The organism is Bacteroides sp. An322, assembly GCF_002161765.1.
Classification (GTDB): domain Bacteria; phylum Bacteroidota; class Bacteroidia; order Bacteroidales; family Bacteroidaceae; genus Phocaeicola; species Phocaeicola merdavium.
This window is the reverse complement of sequence record NZ_NFIN01000001.1, coordinates 125,331-142,299: the sequence shown is the minus strand read 5'-3', so window position 1 is coordinate 142,299 and position 16,969 is coordinate 125,331. Positions and strand designations below refer to the sequence as shown.

General features: G+C 43.7%; 13 protein-coding genes. 9 read left to right on the top strand and 4 right to left on the bottom strand.

Annotated elements, in window-relative coordinates:
• Window positions 1–3: 3 nt before the first annotated feature.
• Entirely contained in the window at window positions 4–1,080 is a 1,077-nt protein-coding gene (locus tag B5F91_RS00535; RefSeq protein WP_087427179.1) for a TIGR04133 family radical SAM/SPASM protein, read from the bottom strand.
• Window positions 1,081–1,253: 173 nt separating this feature from the next.
• Entirely contained in the window at window positions 1,254–2,345 is a 1,092-nt protein-coding gene (locus B5F91_RS00530; protein WP_087427178.1) for a PD-(D/E)XK nuclease domain-containing protein, read from the bottom strand.
• A gap of 302 nt (window positions 2,346–2,647) precedes the next feature.
• Here B5F91_RS00530 and folP point away from each other — a divergent pair, with 302 nt between their 5' ends.
• Together folP and cdaA are read left to right on the top strand one after the other, a co-directional pair.
• Window positions 2,648–3,499, top strand: a complete 852-nt coding sequence (folP, locus tag B5F91_RS00525) for a dihydropteroate synthase (protein WP_087427177.1) — start codon at window positions 2,648–2,650, stop codon at window positions 3,497–3,499.
• A gap of 16 nt (window positions 3,500–3,515) precedes the next feature.
• A complete protein-coding gene (cdaA, locus tag B5F91_RS00520; RefSeq protein ID WP_087427176.1) occupies window positions 3,516–4,298 on the top strand; it encodes a diadenylate cyclase CdaA in 783 nt (260 codons plus the stop codon).
• Between the two features lie 12 nt (window positions 4,299–4,310).
• On the opposite strand, the gene recQ is transcribed toward cdaA, so the two are convergent.
• Window positions 4,311–6,131: a DNA helicase RecQ gene (gene recQ / locus B5F91_RS00515; RefSeq protein ID WP_087427175.1), complete on the bottom strand. Its 1,821-nt coding sequence runs from the start codon at window positions 6,129–6,131 to the stop codon at window positions 4,311–4,313.
• Between the two features lie 155 nt (window positions 6,132–6,286).
• On the opposite strand from recQ, the gene B5F91_RS00510 reads away from it, so the two are divergent.
• The 7 genes from B5F91_RS00510 (at window position 6,287) to B5F91_RS00480 (ending at window position 15,419) form a co-directional block, all read left to right on the top strand.
• On the top strand, window positions 6,287–6,760 hold the full coding sequence (locus tag B5F91_RS00510; RefSeq protein WP_087427174.1) for a helix-turn-helix domain-containing protein: 474 nt from the start codon (window positions 6,287–6,289) through the stop codon (window positions 6,758–6,760).
• Window positions 6,761–6,769: 9 nt separating this feature from the next.
• Window positions 6,770–8,728, top strand: coding sequence for a dihydrofolate reductase (locus B5F91_RS00505; RefSeq protein WP_087427173.1), 1,959 nt, complete (start codon window positions 6,770–6,772; stop codon window positions 8,726–8,728).
• A 7-nt stretch (window positions 8,729–8,735) separates the two neighbouring features.
• Complete coding sequence (locus B5F91_RS00500) at window positions 8,736–9,386, top strand: DNA alkylation repair protein (protein ID WP_087427172.1); 651 nt, start codon at window positions 8,736–8,738, stop codon at window positions 9,384–9,386.
• A 67-nt stretch (window positions 9,387–9,453) separates the two neighbouring features.
• Window positions 9,454–9,921 carry a transcriptional repressor gene (locus tag B5F91_RS00495; RefSeq protein ID WP_087427171.1) on the top strand — a complete coding sequence of 156 codons (468 nt, stop codon included), beginning with the start codon at window positions 9,454–9,456 and terminating at the stop codon, window positions 9,919–9,921.
• A gap of 12 nt (window positions 9,922–9,933) precedes the next feature.
• Window positions 9,934–11,202 (top strand): adenylosuccinate synthase, encoded by a 1,269-nt coding sequence (locus B5F91_RS00490; RefSeq protein ID WP_087427170.1) that lies wholly within the window; start codon window positions 9,934–9,936, stop codon window positions 11,200–11,202.
• Window positions 11,203–11,417: 215 nt separating this feature from the next.
• Entirely contained in the window at window positions 11,418–13,361 is a 1,944-nt protein-coding gene (locus tag B5F91_RS00485) for an ABC-F family ATP-binding cassette domain-containing protein (protein ID WP_087427169.1), read from the top strand.
• A gap of 18 nt (window positions 13,362–13,379) precedes the next feature.
• The gene (locus B5F91_RS00480; RefSeq protein WP_087427168.1) at window positions 13,380–15,419 is read left to right on the top strand and encodes a M13 family metallopeptidase; all 2,040 of its coding nucleotides are present in this window, start codon (window positions 13,380–13,382) and stop codon (window positions 15,417–15,419) included.
• 85 nt (window positions 15,420–15,504) lie between these two features.
• Here B5F91_RS00480 and B5F91_RS00475 read toward each other — a convergent pair whose 3' ends face one another.
• Window positions 15,505–16,926 (bottom strand): sialate O-acetylesterase, encoded by a 1,422-nt coding sequence (locus tag B5F91_RS00475; protein WP_087427167.1) that lies wholly within the window; start codon window positions 16,924–16,926, stop codon window positions 15,505–15,507.
• Window positions 16,927–16,969: the final 43 nt, after the last annotated feature.

The window sequence follows — 16,969 nt, the reverse complement described above, 5'->3', positions numbered from 1 at the left end:
GTTTTATTTTTGGTTCAGTTTATGTAAATGGCAGAACAGCAGTTCGCCTTTCTCGTTGCGTAGGTGCATGCCGTTTCCTCTACAGTAGCGGAAGTACTTGCACGAGGCACATTCGCCTGTCCGCATCCATTCACGGTCGCGGTAGGGGTGGAAACGGTTTTCCCATACGTCCATAAAGTCGTCTTGATAGATGTTGCCCTGATGATAGTCGGCACGGATGCTGGGGCATGAAGAAATAGACCCGTCTATCAGTACCGAGCCGACGGTGATACCTGCCTGGCAATTGAACAAATGGTCGCGCACATCGCCTTCGTAGCTGCCCAAGAATCCTTCGCATCCGTAGCTGATATGGATTTCTTTGGCTTGGCGGGTACGTTTGATGAACTCTAACATTCCGCGGAACTCTTCGGGAGAGAGTTGCAGTTCGGCATCGTGTGCTGCTCGTCCTACGGGGAATACGGTGAACAGCCTCCAGCGTTTCAGCCCGATGCCGATGAGGTATTGCTTCAGTTCTTCCAAGTAAGCGTAGTTGTGCTTGTTGACGCAAGTCACTACATCGAACACGAATCCGGGCAGGGCAGCTAACATACGGATAGCTGCCGTGGCACGGTCGAAGCTTTGCGGATGCCCGCGCATCCAGTTATGCTCTTCCTTGAACCCGTCCAAGCTGACGGTAGCCGTGTGCATGCCTGCCTGTAGCAGTCTTTCTAACCGTTCGGGAGTGAGATACAATCCGTTGGTTACCATTCCCCAAGGGAATCCTTTTTCGTAGATTGCCCGTCCGCAGTCTTCCAAGTCTTCGCGTACCAAAGGCTCGCCTCCGGTCAGGATGACGAATACTTTGTGCGGGTCGGTATGGGCAGCTATGTTATCGAGCACCCGCAGGAAGTCTTCTTTCGGCATATCCTGATAGCCGGCTATTTTCTTACAGTCGCTTCCGCAATGGCGGCAGTGCAGGTTGCATCGCAAAGTACATTCCCAAAACAATTGCCTCAGCGGATGCGCCGCTATCAGGTTGTCGGTCAGTTTGCGGTTGATTTCCAGCCCCAACCGTTTCCGTAGTGTGAGTGAATCTTTCATAGATTTCATCGTTTTCTTGGTAAATGCGGAATGGGGCGGAATACTGCATGAATAAGCGGTTTTTATTTGACTTTTTTATGCTATTTGAACGTCGCGATTTGCCTACTTAATTGCCTTTTCAAACGCAATGCACTTACTTTGCCTTGTAAGCTATTCTTCGCATTTTTATGACATTAACTTGGATTGTTTTCTATGCATACAGCTAGTTCTGCACCTCGGAATACGAGCTTTAGCAGATGGAGTTGTGTGCCTTCGCAGAGTCGTATGACAATCTTGTCCTGGCTGTATTTCTTTAACTGTTCATCGGCTTCTTTGCTCTTTTCCTCTATTTCGGCATCCGATGCGGTGGGCTTTACGTATTTCAGTTCCATGATGTAGCTGTGCGCTATATCTGGATAGCGCGCTTTGTCGGGCAACATCAGGAAGTCGCTGTATCCATAGTTCAGTTCAATTTCAGGTTCTACTAAATAAAGTCCGTTCAGGGCAAGGTATGCCTTAAAGAATCCTTGTAGGTTGTGTTCGCCCAAGATGCTGTCGCGCACGGATGAGTTTTCCTTGTATGCCGTGGCGATTCGGGTGAGCAGAGGTTTCCATTCTCCGTCAAAAGACATTAGGTCCATCTGGTCCTGCAGGTAGGCTATGTTCATTGTAACACTCTTATTGAAGAAGTCTCTCATAAAGTTCCAATACTGTTCCTTTATGCAGTTGTTCGGTATGGTCATTTCGATTCTTCTTCCTATATTCTTCTTCATGGTGAGCAGACCATAATAATAAAGTAGACTTCGGAAGTTGTCATCGTCAGTCACGTATTCGGCAGGGAAAGATGTCTTCAGGTTCATCACTATAGACCCCGTAGCGGCTATCTCTTCGATGACGCTCATGCGGTTTTCCCGCTGGTTGCCTCGGTCGATGTCTGCCAGCATTTTCAACTTCTTGTAGTCGGTACGGATGTTCTTGTCCACCATTTCCTTTGGGGAACATTTGTATAAGATTTGATGACGCAAATAATAAAGCACCATGTCGCAATTGTACAAGCGTTCTTGGTTTATGCATTCTTCCGCAAAACAATAGTTGTTATACCATGGCTTCATTTCCGTCAGCATGGCTTCGATATCAGCACCGGGGCGGATGAGGAATAAGTAATTACTAGCTTCTTCCAATAGGGGAAGATACATCGTTTTGTCCACATAGTATAGGTTTTCTTTTCTTACTTGTTCGAAATTCGCTACGCCGTAGGGAATGCCTTTTATATTCGCCTGTTCCATAGTTGAATTGTTTTACAATTGTTCTAAGGACAAAGATACTTTTTCCGTTCAATTTTTGAAGTAAAAAAGGGAATAATTGTTTAAGGAAAACACATTAGGCTTCGTTGTCCGATGAAGCAGGCTTCATCAGCTATCGAAGCAGGCTTCGTAAGGCGATGAAGCCGTATGCGTTTATAAACTTGCCCGTTGGGGGCAAAACTTCTTTGCGCTTGAAAGAAAAATACGTCTTGAAAACATAAAAAAACGAATTATTGTGCGTACATTTGCGCACGTAAAACGAAAAATAGGGAATAAAGCAAAGCATGACGAATCAGATAAACATAAACGGAAGGTTGATGGACTTGTCGCAACCGCAGGTTATGGGTATATTGAATGTGACACCCGACTCTTTTTTTGCCGGAAGCCGCAAGCAGAGTGAGGCGGATATTGTGGAACGTGTGCACCAAATCGTAAACGAAGGAGGAAGTATCATTGATATTGGCGCATATTCTTCGCGTCCGAATGCGGCAGATGTCAGTTCTGAGGAAGAAATGCGGCGCTTGCGTTTCGGATTGGATATTATCCGACGGGAAATTCCTGATGCTATCGTATCGGTAGATACTTTCCGGGCAGATGTGGCGCGGATGTGTGCCGAAGAATATGGAGTTGCCCTGATAAACGATATTTCGGCGGGCGATATGGATGCGGATATGTTTTCTGTAGTAGCCCGTTTGGGTATACCTTATATTATTATGCACATGCAGGGGACTCCCCAGACTATGCAGGAGCATCCCCATTATGCAAACGTAGTGAAAGATGTGCTTTTCTATTTTTCGGAGAAGGTGCAACGTTTGCGTGATTTGGGCGTAAAAGACATCATTCTCGACCCAGGCTTCGGGTTTGGAAAGACGTTAGCCCATAATTATGCATTGTTGAACCAGTTAGAGGAATTCAGTGTGTTCGGACTTCCTGTGCTGGTCGGTGTATCGCGCAAATCCATGATTTATAAACTGCTGGGAGGGGGACCGGAAGAAGCCTTGAACGGTACGACAGCCGTTCATGCCATTGCTTTGATGAAAGGTGCCGCTATCTTGCGTGTGCATGATGTAAAAGCCGCTTCGGAAGCGGTGAAAATCGTATCCGCCATGCGCCAGCCTGTTTCTATTAGCCAATAAAAAAACGTTCATAGCCATGCCGTTCAGTTTTACTATACTTACCGTAAAGGATGTCATTGACATCTTGCTTGTCGCTTTCTTGTTATATAAGACCTACAAGTTGATGAAAGCCTCAGGTTCTATCAACGTGTTTACAGGCATCTTGATTTTTATCGTGATTTGGGTCATTGTTTCTCAAGTGTTGCAGATGAGGCTCTTAGGTTCCATTTTCGATAAATTGGTAAGCGTGGGAGTCATAGCCCTTATCGTATTGTTTCAAGATGAAATCAGGCATTTTCTTCTTTCGTTGGGTTCGCGCCATCGGACCAGCAGCCTGTTCCGTTTCTTTAAAGGAGGGCAGAAAGGCGAACGGGGAAAAGAAGACATTATGCCTATCGTTATGGCGTGCCTGAATATGAGCAAAGGGAAAGTGGGGGCATTAATAGTCATGGAACGTGACTTCCCGTTGGATGACATTGCCCGGACTGGCGATATCATTGATGCCAGTATCAACCAACGCCTGATAGAGAATATCTTCTTCAAAAACAGTCCTTTACACGACGGGGCAATGATTATCAGCCATAAACGTATCAAGGCGGCTGGCTGTATTTTGCCGGTATCCCATAATCTGAATATCCCGAAAGAGTTGGGATTGAGGCATCGCGCCGCTTTAGGCATTTCGCAAGAAACGGACGCGATGGCTATCATTGTCTCGGAAGAGACCGGGGGAATTTCCATAGCCTATCAAGGAGAATTCCATTTGCGCCTGACTCCCGAAGAACTGGAACGCATGTTGACGGAAACCAGCATCGGAGATTAAGAGGTGACGGATTTATTCAGATTGTGGGACAAACTGACGGATGACTTTGATAAAATCTTTTCCGTACCGTTCTTTCTTATATTCGCCGATGCCGCTGATTTCGCCAAATGCCTCGATTGTGACGGGCTTGGAAGATGCGAGCAGGTGAAGCACTTTGTCAGACAAAACGATATAGGCAGGAATCGCTTGCTGGTCGGCGAGTTTTTTCCGGAGTACCCGTAACGCTTCGAACAATTGGTCGTTTTCATTTTCAAATACCATTGGTAATGCTTGAGCTTGAGGTTCAGCCCTTTTCTTTTTCTGTTTGTTTTTGGCTTCATACGCTTCCCGCTTGATAACCACCAGTTGGGCTTGTTCGTGTCCGAATAGTACTTTTTTCCCGGCTTCCGTGATTTTCAAATGGTTCTTTTCGTTATAAGCCACTTCGAAGTAACCCAAATTCAGCATTTGCAGTAAGTAATCTTGCCAGTCGCGTGCCGGGATGTCTCGTCCCACGCCGTATGTCTTCAGTTTGTCATATCCTCGCTCGATAATATCTGCACTGGCTGCCCCTTTTAATATATCAATTAAGGTGCTGGTTCCTATCTGCTGGTCGGTGCGGGCTATGGCGCTTAATGCTTTTTGAACCAAGATAGTGCCGTTGAAACGTTGGGGAGGGTTACGGCATACATCACAATTGCCGCAATCATGCTCCATGCTCTCACCGAAATAGTTCAATAAGATGCGTCTTCGGCAAATATCGGCTTCGGCATATTGCTGCATGCGTTTCAGTTTTTCCATATTCAGCTCTTGCTGGCCGCTTTCATTGGCAAAACGGGACAATAATACAATATCGGCAAACGAATAGAACAGCAAGGTGTCGCTGGGCAAGCCGTCTCTGCCGGCTCGTCCGATTTCCTGATAAAAGCTTTCGATGCTTTTGGGAAGGTTATAATGGATGACCCAACGGACATTTGATTTGTCGATACCCATTCCGAAAGCAATTGTGGCGCAAACCACTTGTACACGGTCATTGATGAAGTCTTCTTGTGCTGCATCGCGGGCAGCTGTGCTGAGTCCGGCATGATAGACCGCTGTAGATATGCCGTGTTCTTCCAGCATATCAGCCACTTTTTCGGTCGTGTTCCGGCTCATGCAATAGATGATGCCGCTTTCTCCCGCACGGCGGTTGATAAATTCAAGAATCGTACGGTTTTTCTCTTTTTGCTGATAACCGCGTTTTACGTCAAGGCTGAGGTTGGGACGGTCAAAAGATGAAATGAAAACTTGCGGGTCACGCATGGATAATTGCTTCAGTATATCCTGGCGGGTAATTTTGTCGGCAGTAGCGGTCAGGGCTACAATGGGCACTTGAGGGAATTGTTCCCGAAGGATATTTAGGCGCGTGTATTCGGGACGGAAGTCGTGTCCCCATTGGGAAATACAATGAGCTTCATCGATGGCGAACAAGGAAATACGGATATCCTTCAATAGAAAATTGATTTCGTTCAATAAGCGTTCGGGAGAAATATACAATAGTTTGACCCTTCCCTGACGGCATTCGAAACGGATGGCAGCATCGGCGGTTTCGTCATTCGTGCTGTTTAATGCACGGGCAATGATTCCGTTGTCTTGCAAGGCTTCTACTTGGTCTTTCATTAAGGAAATCAAGGGAGAGACAACGATAGCAGTCCCTTCCGTCATTAAAGCTGGGATTTGGTAACAAAGAGATTTGCCTCCTCCGGTAGGCATCAATACCAATGTGTCCTTTTTCTGAAGGATGCAGGTAATAATCTCTTTTTGCAGAGGACGGAAACTGGTGTATCCGAAATAGGATTTAAGTATTTTGTACATAAGTGCGTTCATTTATCGGGCACAAAGATAATAAAAATAGAAATTATTGCTAAAAAATAGTGTATTGTGAAAAATAAGCCAAGGATTTATTGTAGAATAGAAAAAAACTTGCGATTTTTGTATAAATATAACTATTCAATAAAAAACAGAGACAGATGGGAGAAACAACAAAAAAAGAATTGGAGCATATTGTAACTTCCGAGAGGAAACCTTATAATATGCATGAACGTAAAATAAAAGAAGCTGCTTACCGTGACATGATTCGCGCAGAACTGGCAGATGAATTATATGATAAGATTCTAGAGATCTTGGTATTGCACAAAAAATACAAAGATCCGGAATATTCAGCTAAAAATTTGGCGAAAGAGTTGAAAACAAATACACGTTATTTGTCGGCAGTGATTAATTCCCGTTTTGGAATGAATTATTCGTGTCTGGTAAATGAATATCGTATTAAAGATGCGATGCATTTATTGGTTGACAAACGGTATGCCGACAAGAATGTGGAAGAAATCAGTGCCATGGTTGGATTTTCAAACCGCCAGTCGTTTTATGCTGCTTTTTATAAGAATGTCGGGGAAACTCCGAATGGTTACCGGAAACGGAAACTTGTAAATTCAAAAATTTAGAAGCTCAACATGGAAGAAACATTTCATTATACGGTAGAGCAGTTTGCAGACTTGCAGATATTGCGTTACCGTGTACCGGGGTTTGAACAATTGTCCTTGAGACAGAAGATGCTGGTATACTACCTTTCGCAGGCAGCATTGGAAGGCAGGGACATATTGTTTGACCAAAATGGGAAATACAACTTACAAATCAGAAAACTGCTGGAAGCCATTTACATACATTGTCAAGGAGACCGGACAACAGCAGATTTTCAACAGTTTGAAGTCTACCTGAAACGGGTATGGTTTTCAAACGGCATTCATCATCATTATGCTTGCGATAAGTTTGTTCCCGGATTCTCGGCAGAATACCTTACGGATTTGATTGCATCGGTTGAGGTGGCGGTGTTGCCTTTGGGTAAAGGAGAAACAGTACAGGACATGTGCGATAAACTTTTTCCCGTGATTTTCGATCCGGAAGTCATGTCGAAACGAGTAAATCAGGTAGATGGGGAAGATTTGGTATTGACTTCGGCTGCAAATTATTACGAAGGGGTGACGCAAGAGGAGGCAGAGGCGTTTTATGCTGTTCAAAAGGCAAAAGGAAGTCAAACAGAGCCGGTTATGTATGGGATGAACAGCCGTTTGGTAAAAGAAAACGGACAGATGCAGGAACAAGTGTGGAAATTGGGAGGTATGTATTCGGCAGCCCTTGAAAAGATTGTTGATTGGTTAGAGAAAGCCAAGGCAATCGCTGAAAACGAAACCCAGCATGAAGTCATCCGTCTCTTGATAGATTTTTATCGTACGGGTGATTTGCACACGTTTGATGCTTATTCCATTGCGTGGTTGAAAGATACGGCATCGCATATCGATTTCGTAAACGGATTTATTGAAAGTTATGGTGATCCGTTGGGAATGAAAGCTAGTTGGGAATCGATAGTAGACTTTAAAGATACTGAAGCTACACGGCGGACTGAAATTATCAGTAGTCAGGCACAATGGTTTGAAGACCATTCGCCGGTAGATGTACGTTTTAAGAAGGAGACGGTAAAAGGCGTATCGGCGAAAGTCATAACAGCGGCTATTCTTGCAGGTGATTTATATCCTTCAACGGCAATTGGCATTAATTTGCCGAACTCAAATTGGATACGGAGTGTACATGGTTCGAAATCAGTGACAATTGGAAATCTGACTGAAGCCTATAATCGTGCCGCACGTGGCAACGGATTCCGGGAAGAATTTGTATATAGTGAAGAAGAACTTAAGCTATTGGATACTTATGCGGATATAACCGATGATTTGCATACAGACTTGCACGAATGCTTGGGGCACGGGTCTGGCAAATTACTTCCGGGGGTAGATGCAGATGCCCTGAAAGCTTACGGCTCGACCATTGAGGAAGCCCGTGCCGACTTGTTCGGATTGTATTATCTTGCTGACGCTAAATTGGTGGAATTAGGATTGGTTCCCGATGCCGAAGCTTATAAAGCCGAATATTATTCGTATATGATGAACGGGTTGATGACTCAATTGGTACGGATAGAGCCTGGGCGTACAGTGGAAGAAGCTCACATGCGGAACCGCCAGTTGATTGCCCGCTGGGCATTGGAACAAGGACGGGAAGCAAATGTGGTGGAAATGGTAGTACGTGAAGGGAAAAACTACGTGCGGGTCAATGATTACATGCAGCTCCGTGTCTTGTTCGGGAAATTATTGGCAGAAGTGCAACGCATCAAAAGCGAAGGGGATTATGAAGCAGCACGCCGTTTGGTGGAAGACTATGGCGTACAGGTAGACCCGGAATTGCATGTCGAAGTGTTGCAACGCTACGAACGTCTTCATCTGGCTCCCTATAAAGGCTTTGTTAATCCGGTTTATACGCTGCAAACCGATGCGGAAGGCAATGTGACCGATGTGCAAGTGTCTTATACCGAAGGTTATGCCGAACAGATGTTACGCTATAGCCGTGAATATTCGAATTTATAATAGAGGTATGGATTTACATGAAATATTGAAAGAAATCAAGTCAAAGTTCCGTTTGTATATGAATGGACCCGTATCGCAGAGTATGCGAGAAAAAGGGATGGACTATAAAATCAATTTCGGCATTGAATATCCTCGCATAAAAGAGATAGCGGCAGGATATGCAGCCAATCATGAATTAGCTCAAGCATTATGGAAAGAAAATATCCGTGAATGTAAGATTATGGCAGGCTTGCTTCAACCGGTAGAGACGTTCTATCCTGAAATTGCAGAGATATGGATAGAGGACATGCGGTATCCGGAATTGGCTGAATATACTGTAATGAATCTTTTTCAACGCCTTCCGTACGCTTCAGACGTTGTTTTTCAATGGATTGCCGATGAACGTGAATACTTCCAGTTGTGCGGTTTCCTGCTCATGGCACGTCTGTTGGGTAAAGGCTTGGTTCTGAACGAACGTGCTGAAGCTGAATTTTTAGACCAAGCGTTGACTTCGATTGAAAGTGAGTATTTTACAGTGCGTAAAGCTGCTGCATTGGCATTGCGTAAGTATGCAGGGCAATCGGAGCAGCACCGTAAAGGGCTTAGAAGACAATTGGCACACTATTTGAAATCGGAGAATCCCGAAGTGCGTTTGCTGGCTTTGGAAATTGAGAATTAAAATTTCCAAAGAATCCTTTTCAGAATTACGTAAAAAAGATTAACTTTGACCCCAAATGACTGACTGAATGGAAGAGAATATCAGAGAAAAAGTAAAACAGATTCTGACAGATTATCTGCAGAAGAACGGACATCGAAAGACGCCCGAACGCTATGCTATACTCGATACTATCTATTCCATTAAGGGACATTTTGACATTGATATGTTATATTCGTATATGGCTGAAAAGGAAAAATTCCGGGTCAGTCGTGCGACATTGTATAATACGATTATCTTGTTGATTGATGCAGGGCTGGTGATTAAACATCAGTTTGGTAACACTTCTCAATATGAGCGTTCGTACAACAATGAGACGCATCATCATATAATTTGTACTTCGTGTGGAAAAGTGTCCGAGTTTGAAGACGAGAATCTGAAACAGGCTATTGTGGATACGAAGGTAAAAGGTTTTCATGTATTGCATTATTCCTTATATATATATGGATTGTGTAATAAATGCATGGCAGCCAAACGTAGAAAGAATTCAAAAACTTAAAAACTTAAATATATGAAAGTAGATGTATTGTTAGGTTTGCAATGGGGCGATGAAGGAAAAGGGAAGGTCGTAGATGTACTGACCCCGCGTTATGATGTGGTTGCTCGTTTCCAAGGAGGGCCTAATGCCGGTCATACACTGGAATTTGAAGGTCAGAAATATGTACTCCGTTCGATTCCTTCGGGAATATTCCAAGGAGATAAAGTCAATATTATCGGAAACGGCGTGGTGCTTGACCCGGCTTTGTTCAAGGCTGAAGCTGAAGCACTCGAAGCAAGCGGACATCCGTTGAAAGAACGTTTGCACATCTCAAAGAAAGCACATCTTATCCTGCCTACTCACCGCGTATTGGATGCGGCATACGAAGCTGCTAAAGGCGATTCGAAAGTAGGGACTACCGGGAAAGGTATCGGACCGACTTATACAGATAAAGTAAGTCGTAATGGATTGCGTGTAGGGGATATTTTGCATAACTTTGATGAGAAATATGCTGCTGCTAAAGCACGTCATGAGAAGATTCTGAAGAGTCTGAATTATGAATATGATATAACTGAAGTAGAGAAACAATGGTTGGAAGGTATTGAATATTTACGTCAATTCCATTTGGTAGACAGTGAACATGAGATAAACCGTCTCTTGAATGAAGGTAAGAGCGTATTGTGCGAAGGCGCACAAGGCACGATGCTTGATGTTGATTTCGGTTCATATCCATTTGTCACTTCTTCTAATACCATTTGTGCAGGTGCTTGTACCGGTTTAGGCTTAGGACCGAATAAGATTGGTGAAGTATATGGTATCATGAAAGCCTATTGCACCCGTGTAGGTGCAGGACCGTTCCCTACTGAATTGTTTGATGAAACCGGCAAGACCATCCGTGACTTGGGGCATGAATACGGAGCCGTAACCGGACGCGAACGCCGTTGCGGATGGGTGGACTTGGTAGCGTTGCGCTATGCGATTATGGTGAACGGCGTTACTCAGCTTATCCTGATGAAGAGCGATGTGCTCGACGGATTCCCTACGGTAAAAGCATGTGTAGCTTATAAGGTAAACGGTGAAGAAACCAGTGATTTCCCGTTTGATATTACAGAAGGTGTAGAACCTGTTTATGTGGAAATGCCAGGTTGGCAAACCGATATGACGAAGATGACCAGTGAAGACGAATTCCCTGAAGAGTTCAATGCATACATCTCGTTCTTGGAAGAACAACTCGGAACACCGATTAAGATTGTATCGGTAGGTCCCGACCGTGCACAGACCATCGAACGTTACACCGAATAATGATTTGAAAGCAAACGCAGAGACGCAGAAACGCAAAGTTTTTTATTTTTTTGAGGAGGCAAAGGTCGCAGGTTTTTTTATTCTCTGTGAGCTTTGCCTTTTCTAAATTTATTCTTTGCGCTTTTGAGTCTCTGCGTTTATTTTCTGGTTTTATGCGCAAAATACTAAAAATAAATGCTACCTTTGCCTGCATTTTGTAAAGTAAAGACGAATATATGATTTCTGTAGAAAGTTTGAAGGTGGAGTTTGGTGTGACTCCGTTATTCGAAAATGTTTCATTTGTCATCAATAAGAAAGACCGTATAGCCTTGGTCGGCAAGAATGGTGCAGGAAAATCTACGATGCTGAAGATTCTTGCCGGGCTTCAACATCCTACTGCAGGAGTTGTTGCTGTTCAACGGGGAATAACCATTGGATATTTGCCTCAGGTTATGATATTGAGCGACACACGTACGGTAAGGGCTGAGGCTGAAATGGCATTTGAACATATTTTCGAGATGCAAGACCGGTTAGCGAAAATGAATCAAGAACTTGCTGATCGTACAGATTATGATTCGGAAAGTTATCATGAATTGATAGACCGTTTTACGCATGAAAATGAACGCTTTTTGATGATGGGAGGCACAAATTATAAAGCAGAAATCGAGCGTACTTTAGTGGGGTTAGGTTTTAATCGTTCTGATTTTGACCGCCCTACAAGTGAATTTAGCGGAGGCTGGCGTATGCGTATTGAGTTGGCAAAACTTTTGTTGCGTCATCCGGATGTCTTGCTTTTAGATGAGCCTACCAATCATCTGGATATTGAGAGTATTCAATGGTTGGAGAATTTCTTGAAAATGGAACCGGGAGCCGTTGTGCTAGTAAGTCACGACCGGGCTTTTATTAATAATGTAACCAATCGTACTATTGAAATCTCTTGCGGACATATCTACGATTACAAAGTGCCTTACGACCAGTTTGTCGTTCTTCGGAAAGAACGCCGGGAACAGCAACTTCGTGCTTACGAAAACCAGCAGAAAGAAATAAAAGACACCGAAGAATTTATCGAACGCTTTCGCTATAAAGCCACTAAAGCCGTACAGGTGCAAAGCCGTATCAAACAATTGGAAAAGATTGTCCCTATCGAAATTGATGAGGAAGACACTTCTGCCTTGCGCTTGAAATTTCCTCCTGCCATTCGTTCGGGTAATTATCCGGTAATATGTGAGAATTTGAAAAAAGCGTATGGGGACCATGTCGTATTTCACGATGTAAATCTGACGATTCATCGAGGAGAGAAAGTGGCGTTTGTCGGAAAGAATGGCGAAGGAAAGTCAACGTTAGTGAAATGCATTATGGATGAAATTCCTTTTGAGGGGAAATTGACTATTGGGCATAATGTGCAAATAGGGTATTTTGCACAAAATCAGGCACAATTGTTGGATGAGAATCTGACAGTATTTGATACGATTGACCAAGTAGCCAAAGGGGATATCCGGTTGAAGATACGTGATATTTTAGGGGCATTCATGTTTGGAGGCGAGGCTTCTGACAAGAAGGTAAAAGTGCTTTCGGGAGGTGAAAGGAGCCGGTTGGCAATGATAAAGCTCCTGCTTGAACCGGTGAACTTACTTATATTGGACGAGCCTACCAACCATTTGGATATGCGTTCGAAAGATGTATTGAAAGACGCTATCCGTGAATTTGACGGTACAGCGATTGTTGTTTCTCATGACCGCGAGTTCCTTGATGGTTTAGTGACTAAAGTGTATGAGTTTGGAGGTGGTTTGGTGAAAGAACATATTGGGGGTATTTACGATTTCCTTCAAAAGAAAAATATGGAAAATTTGAATGAGTTGCAACTTTCTTCATCGTTTTCCAAGCCGAAGGAAAAAGAAGAAAAAGAACCTGCAAGCGAAGGTAAACTTTCGTATGAAGCTCAAAAAGAGTTGAACCGCAAAATCCGTAAGTTGGAGAAACAGATTGAGAGTTTGGAAAACTCTATCGGTGATATGGAGGAACAAGTTGCTCAATTGGAAGCCAGAATGGCAACTCCCGAAGGAGCTTCTGATATGAAACTCTATGAAGCTCATCAGGTCTTGAAAAAGCAGATAGCTGAAGCTGAAACCGAATGGGAAAATCTTTCGCTTGAACATGAAGAATTGAGAATGAAGAATTAAGTTTTAATTAATAACAATATGAAAACAAAACATTATGTAGCTGTAGCTGCTTTTGCTACACTGGCAATGGCAGGCTGCACCGGACAAAAGAATGCCACGAACACTTCGGGCATTGATTTGGCGAATATGGACACTACCGTATCCGCAGGTACTGATTTCTTCCGCTATGCATGTGGAGGTTGGAATGACGCACATCCTTTGACTGCCGAATATTCACGTTTCGGCACATTCGATGAACTGGCTGAGAACAATCAAAAACAATTGCGTGAGTTAATTGAAGGATTAGCAGCACAGCAAAATGAAGCGGGAACTACTGCTCAAAAAGTAGGCGATTTGTACAAATTGGCAATGGATAGCGTAGCTCTCAATGAACAAGGTGTAACTCCTATCAAACCGATGTTGGATAAAATTGCCGCATTGACTGATAAAGCCCAAATTATCCCGACTTCTGCAGAATTGATGCGTACGCAGGGCATCGGCACTTATTTCAGTTGTTATGTATATGCCGATCCGAAGAATAGTTCACTCAATATATTCCAAATGAGCCAAGGCGGAATCAATTTGGGTGAAAAGACGTATTATCTTGATACCGATAGCATCACTGAAAATATTCGTAACGAATATAAGAAATACATCGGCAAATTGTTTACGCTTGCCGGATTCTCGGAAGCTGATGCTCAGCAAAAGGTAGCAGATGTAATGGAAATCGAAACCGCTATTGCCAAGGTATCGAAAAGTGCGACTGAACGCCGTGACCCTGAAGCTAACTATCATAAAATGTCTTACGATGAATTGAAGAAGCAAATCAAAGGTATCGACTGGGACGCATACATGAAAGCTTTGGGCATCGAAGCTCCTGCCGAACTGAATGTGGAACAAATCGAACCGATTCAAGAAGTTGGAAAATTGATTTCGACTCTTCCGCTTTCTAGACATATCTCTTACCTGCAATATAATTTGCTTGATGCAGCTGCATCTTGTTTGAGCGATGATTTCGTAGCTGCCCGCTTCGATTTCTACGGTAAGGTGATGTCGGGACGCCAAGTGAACCAACCGCGCTGGAAACGTGCTGTAAACTCGGTAAACGGCGTTTTAGGAGAACTGGTCGGACAGATGTATGTAGAAAAATACTTCCCTGCAGCAGCCAAGGAACGTATGGTTAATCTGGTAAAGAATTTGCAAATAGCTTTGGGCGAACGTATTGATGCGCAAGAATGGATGAGCGATAGTACAAAAATGCGTGCTCATGAGAAACTGGATGCTTTCCATGTAAAAGTAGGTTATCCTGATAAATGGAAAGATTATTCAAAACTGGAAATCAAGAACGATTCATATTGGGCTAACATTTGTCGTGCTGCAGAATGGGGCTTCAATGATATGATGAGCCGTTTGGGTAAACCGGTAGACAAAGACGAATGGTTAATGACTCCGCAAACGGTAAATGCTTATTATAATCCGTCTACCAACGAAATCTGCTTCCCGGCTGCAATTCTTCAACCGCCGTTCTTTAACATGAATGCTGATGATGCTGCTAATTATGGTGCTATTGGTGTAGTCATCGGTCATGAAATGACTCACGGATTTGATGACCAAGGACGTCAGTTTGATAAAGACGGAAACTTGAAAGACTGGTGGGCAGAAGGTGATGCAGACCGTTTCAAAGAACGTGCACAAGTGATGGTGGATTTCTTTAATAACATTGAAGTGCTTCCAGGTTTGCACGGAAATGGTCAATTGACTTTAGGAGAGAATATTGCCGATCATGGAGGATTGAACATCGCTTACTTGGCTTTCCAAAATGCGACTAAAGATGCTCCGTTGGAAGTGAAAGACGGATTCACTCCCGAACAACGCTTCTTCATAGCATACGCAACTTTGTGGGCTGGTAATATCCGCGATGAACAAATCCGTGTATATACTAAAATTGATCCGCATTCATTGGGCGAATGGCGTGTAAATGGTGCTTTGCCTCACATTCAAGCATGGTATGATGCATTTAATATCACTCCAGATGATTCGCTTTATGTGGCTCCAGAAAATCGAGTAAACATTTGGTAAGTCTTTCTTGATAAGATATAAGAAATGCCAACCTGTCTGTTTATAAGGCAAGTTGGCATTTTTTGGTATTTGGTTTTATATTTTATTACCAATTATCTGTTCGGAAGGGGAACAGCGGAAGTTCACGCATACCGGCTACATTGCCCGGCTGGAAATCGCGGAAACAATAACGGACCGCTACCGGAGCGGCAACTTTATCACATGTTACTTTGATTTGAAGATTATTGTACACTTCTGCCTTTGCAGGATAGAATACTTTGTCGCTTCCTGCCACTTCAAATCCTTGCATATCGCTCAAACGGCTGAATCCGTCTTCGGCATTGTTGAAAGAGAGGATAACACTGCCGTCTTTTACTTCCATTGACTTATACGAAGGACCTGTAGCCGCAATGCCTTTCACGCCATACGTCTTCGCCAAAGCCAAGTAAGCCAAACGCTTGCCCACATCGGTCTTGTTCTTCGGGTGAATATTCTTCGCTTCATACGGCTCTACTAAGTCATTGGTCGAAATCAATGCGCTATTCGAAATAATAGATTGTGCCTTAAACTGCTGTTCACGTAAAAATGCGCTACCTGTCCCCTCGTATGAACCAAAAGGAGCGATTTCCACGAAATAGAAAGGTAGTTCGCCTAATCCCCATTCGCTACGCCACAAGTCTACCATTGTTTTCAGACGTTCGGCATAATCGGGATGTCCCACGTTTGATTCGCCTTGATACCACAGGAATCCCTTAATGGTATAATTCTGCAAAGGCTTCAGCATACCGTTATACATAATGGTCGGGCTCATGTAGTGCCACCAGTCGTGCGGCTCTTCTTTCCGGATGTCACGTTTTAAGTCAATATCAGAATAATTCTTCACAATGCTTGCAGGAAGCCATCCTTCTACGGTTGAACCACCCCAACTGCAATTGATAATGCCGATAGGAATATCCAACACCCGATTCATCATCATGGCAAAATTGAATGCTGTGGCACTGAAAGCAGGCGCATTTTCCGGATTACTTACTTTCCATTTACCAGGACAGGTTTCCACAGGCTCCAACTGTCCGTTTTTCTCAATCGTAGCCACCCGGATGCCTTTCCATTGCGAAGCGGTAGCAATGGTCTCATTCGCCCCTTCTATCGGACAATTCCAGAAACCGTTTAACGGCATTTCCATATTTGACTGGCCGGAACAAAACCATACTTCACCAATAAGGATGTTGCTTAGTTTGGTCTCTTCACCATCCGAGAATGTGATGCTTTGTGCTTCGTAAGTAGCTGCAGGAGTCTGTACTTTAGCCAGCCACTTGCCCGAAGCATCGCTTTGAACCGTGTAAGTCTGTCCGCTCCACGATACCCGGATGTTCACTTGTGCATTCGGATTGGCTTTTCCCCACAACTTCACTTCAGTTTGTTGTTGAAGCACCATGTTGTCACTTAAAATGTCGGGCAAGACAACTTTTGCCCACGCACCTGTCTGCATAGCTACTAACAGACAAGCCATTACAATGTTTTTTTTCATAACAAATCGTTTTTAACCTAACAAATTATATCAAATTGATAAT

Excerpts from the sequence above, each read along its gene's own strand:
- B5F91_RS00530 (WP_087427178.1), bottom strand. The coding sequence starts at position 2,345 with ATGGAACAGGCGAATATAAAAGGCATTCCCTACGGCGTAGCGAATTTC.
- B5F91_RS00500 (WP_087427172.1), top strand. The coding sequence starts at position 8,736 with ATGGATTTACATGAAATATTGAAAGAAATCAAGTCAAAGTTCCGTTTG.
- B5F91_RS00490 (WP_087427170.1), top strand. The coding sequence starts at position 9,934 with ATGAAAGTAGATGTATTGTTAGGTTTGCAATGGGGCGATGAAGGAAAA.
- recQ (WP_087427175.1), bottom strand. The coding sequence starts at position 6,131 with ATGTACAAAATACTTAAATCCTATTTCGGATACACCAGTTTCCGTCCT.
- B5F91_RS00495 (WP_087427171.1), top strand. The coding sequence starts at position 9,454 with ATGGAAGAGAATATCAGAGAAAAAGTAAAACAGATTCTGACAGATTAT.
- B5F91_RS00485 (WP_087427169.1), top strand. The coding sequence starts at position 11,418 with ATGATTTCTGTAGAAAGTTTGAAGGTGGAGTTTGGTGTGACTCCGTTA.
- B5F91_RS00480 (WP_087427168.1), top strand. The coding sequence starts at position 13,380 with ATGAAAACAAAACATTATGTAGCTGTAGCTGCTTTTGCTACACTGGCA.
- B5F91_RS00510 (WP_087427174.1), top strand. The coding sequence starts at position 6,287 with ATGGGAGAAACAACAAAAAAAGAATTGGAGCATATTGTAACTTCCGAG.
- B5F91_RS00475 (WP_087427167.1), bottom strand. The coding sequence starts at position 16,926 with ATGAAAAAAAACATTGTAATGGCTTGTCTGTTAGTAGCTATGCAGACA.
- folP (WP_087427177.1), top strand. The coding sequence starts at position 2,648 with ATGACGAATCAGATAAACATAAACGGAAGGTTGATGGACTTGTCGCAA.
- B5F91_RS00535 (WP_087427179.1), bottom strand. The coding sequence starts at position 1,080 with ATGAAAGATTCACTCACACTACGGAAACGGTTGGGGCTGGAAATCAAC.
- B5F91_RS00505 (WP_087427173.1), top strand. The coding sequence starts at position 6,770 with ATGGAAGAAACATTTCATTATACGGTAGAGCAGTTTGCAGACTTGCAG.
- cdaA (WP_087427176.1), top strand. The coding sequence starts at position 3,516 with ATGCCGTTCAGTTTTACTATACTTACCGTAAAGGATGTCATTGACATC.